Annotated in this window: 12 protein-coding genes and 3 tRNA genes; 5 read left to right on the forward strand and 10 right to left on the reverse strand. The window is 62.4% G+C overall.

Annotated features, from left to right (window positions below):
• Positions 1-1,716: ABC transporter substrate-binding protein (locus Q0L94_RS12410; RefSeq protein ID WP_296753677.1), on the reverse strand; the 1,716-nt coding region annotated here is incomplete at its 3' end.
• Positions 1,717-1,790: 74 nt separating this feature from the next.
• On the opposite strand from Q0L94_RS12410, the gene fabI reads away from it, so the two are divergent.
• Complete coding sequence (gene fabI / locus Q0L94_RS12415; protein WP_296753678.1) at positions 1,791-2,573, forward strand: enoyl-ACP reductase FabI; 783 nt, start codon at positions 1,791-1,793, stop codon at positions 2,571-2,573.
• A 66-nt stretch (positions 2,574-2,639) separates the two neighbouring features.
• Here fabI and Q0L94_RS12420 read toward each other — a convergent pair whose 3' ends face one another.
• The 9 genes from Q0L94_RS12420 to Q0L94_RS12460 all read right to left on the reverse strand — a co-directional run bounded on the left by Q0L94_RS12420 (position 2,640) and on the right by Q0L94_RS12460 (position 11,352).
• Positions 2,640-4,541 carry a SurA N-terminal domain-containing protein gene (locus Q0L94_RS12420; RefSeq protein ID WP_296753679.1) on the reverse strand — a complete coding sequence of 634 codons (1,902 nt, stop codon included), beginning with the start codon at positions 4,539-4,541 and terminating at the stop codon, positions 2,640-2,642.
• Between the two features lie 154 nt (positions 4,542-4,695).
• Positions 4,696-4,772 (reverse strand) — tRNA-Asp (locus Q0L94_RS12425).
• Positions 4,773-4,828: 56 nt separating this feature from the next.
• Positions 4,829-4,904 (reverse strand) — tRNA-Val (locus Q0L94_RS12430).
• Positions 4,905-4,966: 62 nt separating this feature from the next.
• The gene (locus tag Q0L94_RS12435; protein WP_296641944.1) at positions 4,967-5,239 is read right to left on the reverse strand and encodes an HU family DNA-binding protein; all 273 of its coding nucleotides are present in this window, start codon (positions 5,237-5,239) and stop codon (positions 4,967-4,969) included.
• Positions 5,240-5,387: 148 nt separating this feature from the next.
• Positions 5,388-7,805 carry an endopeptidase La gene (gene lon / locus Q0L94_RS12440; protein ID WP_296753688.1) on the reverse strand — a complete coding sequence of 806 codons (2,418 nt, stop codon included), beginning with the start codon at positions 7,803-7,805 and terminating at the stop codon, positions 5,388-5,390.
• 173 nt (positions 7,806-7,978) lie between these two features.
• Positions 7,979-9,250 (reverse strand): ATP-dependent Clp protease ATP-binding subunit ClpX, encoded by a 1,272-nt coding sequence (gene clpX / locus Q0L94_RS12445; RefSeq protein ID WP_296753681.1) that lies wholly within the window; start codon positions 9,248-9,250, stop codon positions 7,979-7,981.
• Positions 9,251-9,263: 13 nt separating this feature from the next.
• The gene (clpP, locus tag Q0L94_RS12450) at positions 9,264-9,920 is read right to left on the reverse strand and encodes an ATP-dependent Clp endopeptidase proteolytic subunit ClpP (RefSeq protein ID WP_018078707.1); all 657 of its coding nucleotides are present in this window, start codon (positions 9,918-9,920) and stop codon (positions 9,264-9,266) included.
• Positions 9,920-11,218, reverse strand: a complete 1,299-nt coding sequence (gene tig, locus Q0L94_RS12455; RefSeq protein WP_296753682.1) for a trigger factor — start codon at positions 11,216-11,218, stop codon at positions 9,920-9,922. The genes clpP and tig overlap by 1 nt, the downstream gene beginning before the upstream one ends.
• A 49-nt stretch (positions 11,219-11,267) precedes the next feature.
• A tRNA-Leu gene (locus tag Q0L94_RS12460) sits at positions 11,268-11,352 on the reverse strand.
• Positions 11,353-11,468: 116 nt separating this feature from the next.
• Here Q0L94_RS12460 and hpnC point away from each other — a divergent pair.
• From hpnC to Q0L94_RS12480, 4 genes are all read left to right on the forward strand, one after another.
• Positions 11,469-12,275 (forward strand): squalene synthase HpnC, encoded by an 807-nt coding sequence (gene hpnC, locus Q0L94_RS12465; RefSeq protein ID WP_366799475.1) that lies wholly within the window; start codon positions 11,469-11,471, stop codon positions 12,273-12,275.
• 1 nt (position 12,276) lies between these two features.
• A complete protein-coding gene (gene hpnD / locus Q0L94_RS12470; protein ID WP_296753689.1) occupies positions 12,277-13,122 on the forward strand; it encodes a presqualene diphosphate synthase HpnD in 846 nt (281 codons plus the stop codon).
• A complete protein-coding gene (gene hpnE / locus Q0L94_RS12475) occupies positions 13,119-14,408 on the forward strand; it encodes a hydroxysqualene dehydroxylase HpnE (protein WP_296753685.1) in 1,290 nt (429 codons plus the stop codon). Before hpnD ends, hpnE begins: the two co-directional genes overlap by 4 nt.
• Positions 14,405-14,813 (forward strand): SDR family NAD(P)-dependent oxidoreductase (locus tag Q0L94_RS12480; protein ID WP_296753687.1); only part of this gene is annotated, 409 nt, incomplete at its 3' end. The genes hpnE and Q0L94_RS12480, both read left to right, overlap by 4 nt.

Raw genomic sequence — 14,813 nt, forward strand, 5'->3', positions numbered from 1 at the left:
GGCGTTCCAGCCCCATTCGAACAGCTGGGCATTGCCCTTGCGGATCTTGTCCTGAAAACGGTTGTAGTCGGTGCCGCGCACCACCAGCTGCACGTTGAGCTTGTCGAGCTGCTTCTTCATCCAGTCGAGCCGCGACTTGGCGTCGGGGCCGGATGCCATGGTGTCGAAATACAGCACCAGCGGTTCGCCCGTCTTCGCGTTGCGGCCGTTCGGATAGCCCGCCTCGGCCAGCAGCTTCTTTGCGGTTTCGATCGGACGGCGCTGAACCGCGCCGTTGCGCGCTTCGTAGACATAAGGATTCAACCCGGCCACGCCCTCGACATAGCCGAACAGCCCGGGAGGAATCGGCCCCTGCGCGGGGATGCCGCGGCCATTGAGGAAAATGGAAATGAACTCGTCGTAGTCGAATGCGATGGACAGCGCCTGGCGCAATTTGCGGCGGTCTTCGCCCAGGCCACCCACCACCGGGTCGAGCATGTTGAAACCGACATACCAGAGGGACGCCGCCACGCTGGTAACGAGGCCGATGTCCTTGGCGCGCATGGAATCGGTGAGTTGCGGATCGCCGCCTGCGGAGAACTTCACGGCCTGGTCGAAGCTATCGGAGCTGATGCCGGAGCTGTCGTAATAACCCTGCAGGAACTTGCTCCAGTAGGGAATGGTTTCCTTTTCCAGGCTGAACACGGCTTCGTCCACCAGCGGCAGGCGCTTGCCGGCGTCGGCCAGCAGCCCTGCCTGCCTGTCTTCATCGTCGCCGCCTTCCGCCGGATAGGTTTCGCCGTGGTAATGCGGATTTTTTTTCAGCACCATGCGGCGATTGGGATCGTTTTCCGCCAGGTAATACGGCCCGGTCCCGACCGGTTGCCAGTCGAGCGTGAGATTGCGCTCGGCCAGCCCGGGCTGGGCATAGAAGACGTCGGCTTCCCATGGAATCGGCGCAAAAAACGGCATTGCCAGCCAGTAGATGAACTGCGGGTATTTACCTTTGACATGGATGCGGTAGGTGTAGCGGTCGACGAGCTCCGCCCCTTCAAGTGCGAAGTCGTCGAGATTCGGCGCCGCAGCGGGGCGGGATTGCGCCGCTTTTTCCAGCGCCGCACCCAGCGCCTTCAGACCGATGATGTGTTCGGCCATCAGGCCAAAAATCGGCGAACTGAGCCGAGGGTTGGCCAGGCGCTTGATCTGGTACACATAATCGGCAGCCACCAGTTCGCGCGTGCCGCTGTGCTCGAAGTCCTGGATCCGGGTTTTTCCGGCGGTGTCCGCAGCCGCGAGTGCATGGTAGCGGTAGCGCCCCGCCGCATCGCGCGCGAATGCCGGGTGCGGCTGGTACTGGATGCCGGGGCGGATACGGATTTCGTACACGCTTTCGGCAATGGCTGCGGACGGCGCGTCGTCAGGCAAGACATTGCCCGACGCATCGACGTAGCGTGGCTTGGGCACCGTCTCGGCGGTCAGAGGAATCAGGGTGTAGGGGCGCTTGAGGAAGTGATACTGCAGAGGCGGCTCGTAGATCTGGCCAGTGAATTCCACTTCGTTCGAGCTGTAAGAGCGTGCCGGATCGAGATGCTTGGGACGCTCGGAAAATGCGCTGTAAAGCACGCTGGCGTTCGTATCGCTGCCGGGATAGGGGTTGTTCCAGCTGTCGGAGCATCCTGCCGCCAAGCCTAGCCCCAGCAGGCCCGTCCCCAATATAATCGTCCCGATGCGCCCCATGCCGCAAGTGTACCCAAGCACGCAGCCAACGTCAGCCGTTATAATCCGGGGCACCCCAACTTTTCGAGACCATCATGGGATTTCTTGCAGGAAAACGCTTGCTGATCACCGGCGTGATATCCAACCGTTCGATCGCGTATGGCGTCGCTGCCGCGTGCCGGCGCGAAGGCGCCGAACTGGCTTTCACCTATCAGGGCGAGCGCATCAAGGAACGTGTCACGGAGTTCGCCCAGGAGTTCGGTTCCCATCTGGTGTTCCCATGCGACGTCGGCAGCGACGAGCAGATCGACGCGCTGTTTGACGAACTCGGCAAGCACTGGGACGGCTTCGACGGACTGGTGCACTCGATCGCCTTTGCGCCGAAGGAAGCCCTGGCCGGCGATTATCTCTCCGCAGTCACCCGGGAAAACTTCCGCATCGCCCACGACATCAGCTCCTACAGCTTCGCCGCGCTGGCCAAGGCTGCGTTGCCGATGATGGAGGGCCGCCAGGCGGCACTGCTGACGCTGACGTATCTCGGCGCGATCCGCTCCGTACCCAATTACAACGTCATGGGCCTGGCCAAGGCCAGCCTCGAATCCAGCGTGTACTACATGGCGCAGAGCCTCGGTCCCAAGGGTATCCGTGTCAATGCAGTATCGGCCGGGCCGATCAAGACGCTGGCCGCCAGCGGCATCGCCAATTTCGGCGAGAAGCTTGATGTCGTCGCCAAGAACGCGCCGCTGCGCCGCAATGTGACCATCGATGAAGTGGGCAACGCTGTCGCTTTCCTGCTTTCCGACCTGGCGTCCGGCATTACCGGCGAAATCACCTATGTCGACGCCGGCTTCAATTCCACCGCTGGCGCCGAGAGCTGAACGGTACTTTCCCGCAATGAAAAACGCGCCTTCAAGGCGCGTTTTTCATTGCGGCTACGCGACGGCTTATCTGCCCTCGATCGCGTTGGGCTGGATTTTCACTTTCTGGCCGGCAGTAATCAGCGCAGCCATCGCTTTCATATCCGCCCGCTGCTGCGCCTGCGTGACGCCGGCTTCGATCGACGACAGCAACATCGGATCCAGCTCCGGCGCATCCAGCACGCGGCTCACGCGTACGATGCGATACGAGCCGTCGGGACGGGCGAAACGGGTGTAGGCCGGCAGTTTTTCCGTGTTGACACGGAAGACCGCTTTGGCCCCGGTCGCATCCAGCGCGGCAGAAGGTTGACGCCCCACGATCTGAAAAGCCGACCAGTTCAGTCCCGCTTCGTCACCTTTTGCCAGCGCCTTGAGGGTGGCTTCAGATTTTTGCTCCAGCAGACGCATGCTCTGCTCGGCGCGCAGCCTGGTCTCGATCGCCTGCGACGCCTCGGTCAGCGGACGCAACCGGGCCGGGCGATATTCCGCCACCCGCGCAGCGACCAGGGTACCGGGCTGCACTTCGATGGCTTCAGTGTTCTGTCTGGATTTGACCGATTCCGGACTGAACAGCGCGGCCGACAAGGCGGCATGATTGAAAGGCGGCGATGCTGTCTTGGCCGTCATCCAGCCGCTTTGCTGAACCGTCAGCTTGGCGGCGGTGGCGGCGGGCTGCAATGACTGAGCGTTCTCGTACACCAGATTGCTGAAATTGTCGGCCAGGTCGGCAAAGGCTTTTTGTGCCTGCTGCTTGCGCAACTCGCTCACAATCGCTGTACGCACCTCGGCTAGCGGCGCAGTCTGGGCCGCCTGAATGCCGTCCAGCCGGATGATGTGATAACCGAAATCGCTTTCCACTGGTCCGCGGATTTCATTGGGCTTCATGCTGAACACGGCATCTTCGAAGGATTTGACCATCATGCCACGACCAAAACTGCCCAGGCTGCCATCCTGCGCGGCCGACCCCGGGTCCTGCGACTGAGTGCGCGCCAACTCGGCAAAACGCTGCGGGTTTTTCTGCAGGGTTTGCGCCAGTTCGGCCGCTTTTTCTCTGGCTTTGGCACGCGAGGCCGCATCCGCATTTTTATCTGCAGCAATCAGGATGTGGCTCGCACTGCGCTGTTCCGGCTGCCCGAACTGGGCGGCATGGGAAGCGTAGTAATCCGCCACGGCCTGTTCGCTCACCGCGATACCCGCCGCTACGCTTGCCATATCCAGCACCAGATATTCGGCGCGGATCTGCTCGGGCTCGGTGAATTCACTTTTGTTTGCCGTGTAGTAACGCTCCACGTCGGCAGGCGTCACCTGGATCTGCGGCGCCACCGTGGAAACCGGCAGATCGACCCAGGCAATTTCACGCTGTTGCGCCACCAGACGGGCAATTTGAGCCAGCGATGTACCGGACGGGAACGCCGCAAGCGAGACTGGACTGGTAATGGCCTCCAGCATGAAGGCCTGGCGCAATTCATTTTCAAACTGGGCGGGCGTGCGGCCATTCTGGCGCAGCACCGCCTCATACCGCTGCTGTGAAAACGTGCCGTCCTGCTGGAAGGCCGGGATCTGCGCCAGCACCGACGCAATATAGGCATCGGGTGCCACGAACTTGAGCTTTTGCGCATTCTGCAGCAAGGCTTTACGCTCGACCAGGCTATCGAGAACCTGCTTGCGGAAGTTTGTCGTTTCGGTAACGGCAGGATCAAATGCAGGGCCGAGCGCCTCACGCATGCGATCACTCTGCGCCTGAATCTCCCGGGTCAGTTCTTCACGCGAAATCCCCACGTCGCCGACCTCGGCAACCACGCCGCCGCGGGTGTCGCCCTTCATGTAGGAATCCACGCCGAACAAGGCGAAGGTAATTGCGATCAAGGCCAGTATGACTTTGGCCAGCCAGCCCTTTGCATGCTTGCGGATTGCTTCGAGCACGGTCATCAACTCCAGAAAAAACGCCAGCGCGAATTCTCGCGCACTTTGCGTCTCGCGTCTCGCCTGGCGCGATTAAAAGTTACGCATGGATAAATTCAATCGATGCGATAAAAGGCGCTGAAAATAAAAAAGGCGAACTCGCGTTCGCCTTTTTTGATGTTGGCGGAGTGGACGGGACTCGAACCCGCGACCCCCGGCGTGACAGGCCGGTATTCTAACCAACTGAACTACCACTCCCTGATGCTACAAAAAACCAGACTGCTTAAAACTTGACCGCTTATTTTTTACCCTGCTGGTGGGTGCTGAGGGGTTCGAACCCCCGACATTCGCCTTGTAAGGGCGACGCTCTACCAGCTGAGCTAAGCACCCGACAAAGACCAAAATTCTACAACAGATTTCCCGGTCTTGCCAAATGCATATCGTAATTTTTATTAATTAATGGCGTCTTTCAGGCCTTTGCCGGCACGGAACTTCGGCACTTTGGCAGCCTTGATCTTGATGGTTGCGCCGGTGCGCGGGTTACGGCCCGTACGCGCGGCGCGCTTGCCGACATAGAAGCTGCCAAAACCCACCAGCGTCACCATGTCACCCTTCTTCAGGGCTTTCTTGACAGCTTCAACCGTTGCGTCCAGTGCACGACCGGCAGCTGCCTTGGAAATATCAGCCGAGTCGGCAATGGCATCGATCAATTCGGATTTGTTCACGTGTTGTCCCCTTCACTCAAGTGGCACAGGAAAACCCTGTGGGCGCTTTTATAGCAACCCGCAAAACCTTGTGTCAAGCGGTTTTCCGGGCTATTGACAAAAAAATCCCGCGGCTGGCGCGGGATTCCGACGAGCGGCTGGAAAATACTCAGTGTTTGAGCGCCGCGGCGGCGGTCCCGCCCTCTTCCGGAACGGCAATCGCCGGTGTTTCGGCTTCCGGTTCGTCCTGCAGGGGCTCGGGCGTGTGCTCCAATGCCAATTCAAGAACCTGATCGATCCACTTGACCGGATGAATGTCGAGTTTGTTCTTGATGTTGTCAGGAATCTCGGTCAGATCCTTGACGTTTTCCTGCGGGATCAGCACCGTCTTGATGCCGCCACGATGCGCGGCCAGCAGCTTTTCCTTCAGGCCGCCGATCGGCAGCACTTCACCCCGCAGCGTAATCTCGCCAGTCATCGCAACATCCGCGCGTACCGGAATCCCGGTGAGGATCGACACCATCGAAGTACAGATTGCGATACCCGCAGATGGCCCATCTTTCGGCGTCGCGCCTTCCGGCAGGTGAATATGGATATCGCGTTTCTGGTAAAAGTCCTCCTGGATACCCAGCTTGCGCGCACGAGAGCGCACCACGGACAGCGCGGCCTGGATGGATTCCTGCATCACCTCGCCGAGCTTGCCGGTGGTCGTCATCTTGCCGCGCCCGGGCAGGGAGACCGCCTCGATGGTCAGCAATTCGCCGCCGACCTCGGTCCAGGCCAGCCCCGTCACCTGTCCCACCTGGTTGTTCTTTTCCGCGATGCCGAAGCTGAAACGCCGCACGCCGAGGTATTTTTCCAGATTGCGCGACGTGACCTGTATCTTGGTGCCCTGCTTCTTCAGCAACAGGGCCTTGACCGCCTTGCGGCAGATTTTTGAAACCTCGCGCTCCAGGCTACGCACGCCGGCCTCGCGTGTGTAGTAGCGCACGATGTCGCGCAACGCCGACTCGGCAATGGCGAGTTCGCCTTCCTTGATGCCATTGACCTTGAGTTGTTTGGGTACCAGATAGCGCTCGGCAATATTGATTTTCTCGTCCTCGGTGTAACCCGACAGGCGGATCACTTCCATCCGGTCGAGCAACGGTGCCGGCAGATTGAGCGAGTTGGCCGTGGCGACGAACATCACGTCGGAAAGATCGTACTCGACCTCGATGTAATGATCCTGGAAGGTATGGTTCTGCTCGGGGTCGAGCACTTCCAGCAACGCCGACGACGGATCACCACGAAAATCCTGCCCCATTTTGTCGACTTCGTCGAGCAGGAACAACGGATTTCTCACCCCGACCTTGGTCAGGCTTTGCAGGATCTTCCCCGGCATCGAACCAATGTAGGTGCGGCGGTGCCCGCGAATCTCGGATTCGTCGCGCACGCCGCCAAGCGCCATGCGAACGAATTTGCGATTGGTCGCGCGGGCGATGGACTGTCCGAGCGAGGTCTTGCCTACGCCAGGCGGCCCCACCAGGCAGAGAATCGGTGCTTTCACCTTGTCGACGCGCTGTTGCACCGCGAGATATTCCAGGATGCGCTCCTTGACCTTGTCGAGGCCATAGTGATCCTGATCGAGTACTTTCTCGGCCTTGAGCAGATCCTTGCTGATCCTGGTTTTCTTTTTCCACGGCAGGCCGACCATGGCTTCGATATAGCTGCGAATCACGGTGGCTTCGGCCGACATCGGCGACATCATGCGCAGCTTTTTCAGTTCGCCCATGGCTTTGGTTTCGGCCTCGCTGGACATGCTGGCATCCTTGATGCGTTTTTCCAGTTCTTCCAGCTCGGCGCCTTCTTCGATGTCGCCCAGCTCCTTCTGGATCGCCTTGACCTGCTCATTCAGGTAATACTCGCGCTGGCTTTTCTCCATCTGCCGCTTGACACGGCCACGGATGCGCTTTTCGACCTGCAGGATGTCAAGTTCGCCTTCGAGCAGGCCCAGCAGGTGCTCCAGGCGCTTGTTGACGCCGATCATTTCCAGCACTTCCTGCTTCTGCTCCAGCTTAAGCGGCAGATGCGCAACGATGGTGTCGGCCAGACGGCCGCCCTCGTCGATGCCCGCCAGCGAGGTAAGGATTTCCGGCGGAATTTTCTTGTTCAGTTTGACGTACTGGTCGAACTGCGTGAGCAAAGCGCGGCGCATGGCCTCGACTTCCACCAGTTCCTCACCCTCGGCAGGCAGAATTTCTGCGCGCGCCGCAAGATGGGTGCCGTTGTCGTTCACCTCCAGGACGCGGGCACGCTGATTACCCTCCACCAGGACCTTGACGGTACCATCGGGCAGCTTCAGCATTTGCAGTACGGTGGCCACGCTGCCGGTATCGTAGAGATCTTCTGGCGTGGGGTCGTCCTGGGCGGCCGTCTTTTGGGCGACCAGGAGAATGCTCTTGCCGGACTCCATCGAGGTTTCCAGCGCCTTGATCGACTTGGGACGGCCGACAAACAACGGGATGACCATGTGTGGGAACACCACCACATCCCTAAGCGGCAACAGCGGCAGATCGACCTGTTCCTTGGATACGTTGTCGCTCATCATGATTTCCTGGTAAGGGTTGAGGAAAGGATGCGCGGGCATTCAACCACGCTCTACCCGTAAAAGGCAGGCTGTGTTTGTAAAGCCGATAAATCGGCAACAACCACGCTTAACCGTAATTGGGGGGCATAGGTTGGAATTCAAGATGGCTGACAGGTTCCCCGTCAGCCATCAATTCAGGCTCCGGCTGCCAGCGGCTGGTCGCCCTGTTCGGAGTAAATCAGCAAGGGTTTGCCCTCGCCGTTGATCAGGCCGTTGTCCACGACCACCTTGCTGACCCCTTTGAGTGAAGGCAGATCGTACATGGTATCGAGCAGGGCATGCTCGATGATCGAACGCAGGCCACGTGCACCGGTACGACGATTCAGCGCACGCTTGGCGATGGCGTTGAGCGCATCGTCGCGGAACTCGAGCTCGACACCTTCCATCTTGAAGAGCTTGGCGAACTGTTTGGTCAGCGCATTCTTCGGCTCGGTCAGGATTTGTACCAGTGCGGCCTCGTCGAGTTCATCCAGCGTCGCCACCACCGGCAAACGCCCGACAAATTCCGGGATCAGGCCGTATTTGATGAGATCCTCGGGTTCAACCTGGTGCAGCAACTCGGCGTCACGCTTGGTTTCATCGACATTCTTCACCTGCGCGCCAAAGCCGATGCCGCCTTTCTCGGTGCGGCCGCGGATGACCTTTTCCAGCCCGCTGAATGCGCCGCCGCAAATGAACAGGATATTGCTGGTGTCAACCTGAACGAATTCCTGATTCGGATGCTTGCGCCCGCCCTGCGGCGGTATCGAGGCAGTGGTGCCCTCGATCAGCTTCAGCAGCGCCTGTTGCACGCCTTCGCCCGACACATCGCGGGTAATCGAGGGATTGTCGGCCTTGCGCGAAATCTTGTCGATTTCGTCAATATAAACGATGCCTTGCTTGGCCTTGTCGACATCGTAATCGCACTTCTGCAGCAGCTTCTGGATGATGTTCTCGACATCCTCGCCGACGTAGCCGGCTTCGGTCAGTGTGGTGGCATCGGCGATCACGAAAGGCACGTTCAACAGGCGCGCCAGTGTCTGCGCCAGCAGGGTCTTGCCCGATCCGGTAGGGCCGATCAGGAGGATATTGCTCTTGGCCAATTCGACTTCGCCGCTACCGGAATTGCTGCGCAGACGCTTGTAGTGGTTGTAGACCGCGACGGCGAGCGCCTTCTTGGCCTGTCCCTGGCCGATCACATACTGATCGAGAATGCTGCTGATTTCGTGCGGCGTCGGCAGATCGGATCCTGCCCCCTTCTGGTTGCCGGCCTGCTGGATTTCCTCGCGGATGATGTCGTTGCATAGCTCGACGCATTCATCGCAAATGAACACCGACGGCCCAGCAATCAGCTTGCGCACTTCGTGCTGGCTTTTGCCGCAGAAAGAGCAGTAGAGAAGTTTGTCACCCGAGCCTTTGTCTGCCATGCCAGTTCCTTGCTTAATTGCCTGATGCCTCAATGCGGCTGGTCAGCACCTTGTCGACCAGCCCATACTTCACCGAATCTTCCGCGCTCATGAAGTTGTCGCGATCAGTGTCGCGATCGATTGCTTCCAGACTCTGTCCGGTATGCTTGGCCAGCATATCGTTGAGGCGCGCTTTCAGATAGAGGATTTCCTTGGCGTGGATTTCGATGTCCGACGCCTGCCCCTGGAAACCGCCCAGCGGCTGATGAATCATCACGCGCGAGTTCGGCAGACAGTAGCGCTTGCCCTTGGCACCTGCGGTCAGCAGGAACGCGCCCATGCTGGCCGCCTGGCCGATGCAGAGCGTGGACACATCCGGCTTGATGAACTGCATGGTGTCATAGATCGCCAGGCCGGCCGAAACCGAGCCACCGGGCGAGTTGATGTAGAAATAGATGTCCTTGTCGGGGTTTTCCGACTCCAGGAACAGCATCTGCGCGACCACCAGGTTGGCAGTCGCGTCGTTCACCGGGCCGACCAGGAAAATCACCCGCTCCTTGAGGAGGCGCGAGTATATATCGTAGGCACGCTCGCCGCGCCCGCTCTGTTCGACGACCATGGGGACCAGCCCCAGCCCCTGGGGCTCGAAGGGCTGTGAATTGGAAATACCGTGTTCGAAATCAATGCGCATCAGGCACGTCCCATCAAATCTTCAAAGGAGGTTGTCACGTCTTCCACTTGGGCCTGACCTGCAACCCATGCTACCACATTCTCTTCCAGCGCCAGGGACTCGATCTCCTGCATCCGCTGCGGGCTCTGGTAGTACCACTGCATCACCTGTTCCGGCTCCTCGTAGCTCTGCGCCTGTTCCTGAATCAAGGTGCGGATCTGCTCCGGCTGCGCCACCAACTTGTTCGCCTGTACGATCTCGGCCAGGATCAAGCCCAAGCGGACACGGCGTTCGGCCTGTCCAGTAAACATATCGGCAGACAGTTTCATGGTCTGAACCCCGCGCGATTGCATATCGGCCTCGGTCATTTTCTGCAGACGGTCGGTCTCCATCGCCACCAGGCTCTGCGGCAGATCCAGCGTGCTTTTCTGCAGCAGCAACTCCATCGCCTGCTCTTTCAGTTTCGCCTGCACGCGGCGTTTCACTTCGCGCTCCAGATTGGTCTTGACCTCGGCCTTGAGTTTCTCGACGTCACCGTCCTCGACACCCAGCGCCTTGGCAAACTCCGCATTCACCGGCGGCAGCACAGGGGCCTGCACGTCCTTGACCTGCACCTCGAAATGCGCGGCCTTGCCGGCGAGTTCCTTGGCGGCATATTCGGCCGGGAACGTCAGATCGAATCCCTTGCTGTCGCCCGCCTTGAGCCCGGTCAGGCTCTGTTCGAAATCCTTCAGCAAACGGCCTTCGCCGATTACCGCAGCGAAGTCTTCGCCCTTGCCGCCTTCGAATGCCGCGCCGTCCACCGTGCCCTGATAGTCGAATTTGACCAGGTCGCCTTCCATTGCGGCCCGATCGGTCGTCTCGAAGCTGCGGCGCTGCTTCTGCAGCACCTCCAGCGTCTTCGCCACGTCGGCGTCGGTCAGTTCAACGACGGGGCGGCTGATCTTGCCGGCAGCAAGGTCGTCGATCTTGACGTCCGGATATACCTCGAAGCTCGCGCTGAACGTCATTTCAGCCGCACCGCCCTGCCCCGCCTTGGGCTCGAAACGCGGGTAGCCTGCAATCTTCAACTGGTGCGCCTGGACGGCCTCGCCGAAGCGGGCCTGCAGGGCCTCCCCCAGCACTTCCTGCCGCACGCCGGCGCCGTGCTGGCGCGCCACCGCGGAGAGCGGCGCCTTGCCAGGACGGAAGCCATCCATCTTGACGCTGCGGGCCAGGCGCTTGAGGCGGCCCTGCACTTCGGTTTCAAGCTGGTCCATGGGCACGCTGATGTCCAGGCGGCGAACCAGTCCTTCGAGAACTTCGAGATTTGCTTGCATCAAAATACTTCCTGGCTGAATTGAAGGTGGGTGAAGGGCAATAAGCAGGTGGTGCGAAAGGGGGGACTCGAACCCCCACGCCTTGCGGCGCTGGAACCTAAATCCAGTGCGTCTACCAATTCCGCCACTCTCGCGGCTTGGCCGCAAAACTATCGACCGATAAGTGTAATATAATCAATGCGATGCTGTCACCCAAGGCTGCCCGGCGTCCCGCCTAAGTCATTATTCCCATTCCGTTTTTTTGTTGCCGGTGCCGGTCGATCACTACGAAAACTTCCCCGTCGCGTCCTGGCTGCTGCCGAGGCGGCTGCGCCGCCCGGTTGAAGCCATCTACCGCTTCGCCCGCAGCGCCGACGACATCGCCGACGAAGGCGACGCGCCCACGGCCGAGCGGCTGGCCGGGCTCGCCGCCTATGAGGCTGCACTCGACCGCATCGAACGCGGCGAGACGCCGGACGATCCCGTGTTCGGGCCGCTCGCTGCGGAGATTCGCGCCCACGCCATCCCGCTCGCGCCCTTCCGCGATCTGCTGTCCGCCTTCGCGCAGGACGTGGAGAAGAAGCGTTACGCCGATTTCGGCGAACTCATGGACTACTGCCGTCGCTCGGCCAATCCGGTCGGACGCCTGATGCTGCACCTCTACGGCGACCACGACCCGCGCCACCTCGCCTATTCCGACGCCATCTGCAGCAGCCTGCAACTGATCAACTTCCTGCAGGACATCGCGGTCGACTGGCAGAAGGGCCGTGTCTACCTGCCGCAGGACGAACTCGCGGCGCACCACGTCAGCGAGGCGCAGATCGCCGCCGGCGACACGCGCGGTCTCTGGCACGTGATGATGCACAAGCAGATCGAGCGCGCACGGAGGCTGCTGCAGGCCGGCGCGCCGCTCGGCCGCGTGCTCAAGGGGCGCATCGGCCTCGAGCTGCGGGTCACCATCCGCGGCGGCGAAACGATCCTGCGGAAGCTGCACGCCGACCCCGGCTGCGTGTTCTCCGACCGCCCGGTGCTGAACAAGAAGGACTGGATCTTCATGCTCGCGCGTGCGCTTCACTGACATGGACCCTCACCGGTATTGCCAGGAGCGCGCCGCAGCCAGCGGCTCCAGCTTCTACTACAGCTTCGTCTTCCTACCGCCCGACGCGCGGCGCGCCATCACCGCGTTCTACGCGCTGTGCCGCGAGCTCGACGACGTGGTCGACGAATGCCACGAGCGCCAGGTGGCCGAGGCCAAGCTCGACTGGTGGCGCGGGGAGATCGCACGGTTCGCCGCAGGCGCGCCGGAACACCCCGCGACCCGCGCGTTGCACGACACCCCGCAAGGTCGGGACATTCCCGCCGACCTGCTGCTGGAGATCGTCGACGGCATGGCGATGGACCTGGATCATCCGCGCTACCCCGACTTCAAGTCGCTGAACCTGTACTGCTACCGGGTGGCGGGCGTGGTCGGCGAGGTGGCGGCCACGATCTTCGGCGGGCCGCGCGGCGAACACGACCGCGATGTCCGCCGCTACGCGCACGAACTGGGGCTTGCCTTCCAGCTCACCAACATCATCCGCGACGTCGGCGAGGACGTCCGCCGCGGCCGCATCTACCTGCCGCAGGACGAGCTCGCACGCTTCGGTGTCGCCGAGGCAGACCTGCTGCAAGGGCGCGACACGCCCGAATTCCAGGCGCTGATGCAGTTCCAGTTCGAGCGCGCGGCAGCGCATTACGAAAACGCACTTGCCGCCCTGCCTGCCGGCGCACGCCGCGCGCAGCGCCCGGGCCTGGCGATGGCGGCGATCTACCGAACCTTGCTCGAGGAGATCCGCCAGGCCCGCTTCCCGGTCCTGCGCGCGCGCGTGTCGCTCACGCCGCTGCGCAAGGCGTGGCTCGCCGGCAGGACCTGGCTGTTCCCGTGACCGCCATCCCGAAGACGCCGCATGTCGCCGTCGTCGGCGGCGGCTGGGCGGGTTGCACGGCCGCGCTCACGCTCGCCGAGGCGGGCGTGGCCGTCACCCTGTTCGAAGCCGGCCGTACACTGGGCGGGCGCGCACGCGCGGTCGAACTTGCGGGCCGCACGCTCGACAACGGCCAGCACATCCTGCTCGGCGCGTACGAACAATGTCTGCAGCTGATCGGCAACCTGCAGTCGGCCGATGCGCCGGATGGCCTGTGGCGGCTGCCGCTCGCGCTCAGGCAGCCTCCCGACTTCAGCCTCGCCTGCCCCGCCCTGCCCGCGCCGCTGCACCTGCTGGCGGGCCTGCTCAACGCACACGGGCTGAGCTGGCGCGAGAAGCTCGTCGCCGCCCGCTGGGCGCACACCCTGATGAACGATCGCGCGGACACGCCGGCGCATCTCAGCGTCAGCGAACTCACGCGCGAGCAGCCGGAAAGGGTGAGCCGGCTGCTCTGGCACCCACTGTGCGTATCCGCGCTCAACACCCCGCCGCAGGCGGCAAGCGCGCGGGTCTTCCGCGACGTCATCCGCGCCGCGTTCGGCGCGAGCCGGGCACACAGCGACATGCTGCTGCCGCGCCGCGACCTCACGGCGCTGCTCCCCGCCACCGCGGCCGCCCGCGTGCGCGAACTCGGCGGCGAGGTGCGCCTGGCGTGCCGCGTGAGCGCAATCGAGCCGACAGCCGAGGGCGTCACCCTGGCCACGCGCGACGCCGCGGTCCCGTTCAGCCACGCCATCGTCGCCGTCGCCCCCCAGCATCTGGCAGCCCTCGCCGCCCCGGTCGCTGAACTCCGCCCGCTGGCCGACCAACTGGCGGGCTACCGCTACGAGCCCATCGCGACCGCCTACGTCCAGTACGACCCCGCGTTCCGCCTGTCCGAGCCCGTGTTCGCCCTCGCGGACGGGCCCGCCCAGTTCGTGTTCGACCGCGGCCGGAGCCACGGCCAGGCGGGCCTGCTGGCATTCGTCGCCAGTGCGGCAGCGCGCCTGCCCGCGAACTGGCTGGACGCCGCCGAGGCGCAGTTGCGGCGCATCGCCGACCCCGGCCCGGCGAGCTGGCGCAAGGCCATCGTCGAAAAGCAGGCCACCTACGCCTGCGTGCCGGGGCTGCCGCGGCCGGCCGTCTCCACCGCGCATCCGCGGGTCTTCCTGGCGGGCGACTACACCGCCGGGCCGTATCCCGCCACCCTCGAAAGTGCCACACAGAGCGGGGTACAATCGGCTCGCGCACTCCTCCAATCGCTATGAAAAACTACATCCCCCCCCACGACCTGCTCGCAGAACGCGTCATCCTCGTCACCGGCGCGAGTTCCGGCCTCGGCCGCGCCGCCAGCCTCGCTTTCGCCCGCCATGGCGCAACCGTCGCCCTGCTGGCGCGCGACGAGGGCCGGCTGGAGGCGGTGTACGACGAAATCGTCGCCGCCGGCGGCCCCGAGCCCGCCATGTTTCCCTTCGACCTTGCGGCGGCCGACGACCGCGGGCTGGAAAACCTGGCCGGCACCATCGCCCACCACCTGAAGCGCCTCGACGGCGTGCTGCACAGCGCGCACAAGTTCTACACGCTCACCCCGCTGGAACTCGAGACGCTGGAGCAGTGGCAGGCGCTGATGCGGGTCAACCTGATCGCGCCGTTTGCGCTCACGCGCGCCTGCC

Source organism: Thiobacillus sp. (assembly GCF_024708915.1).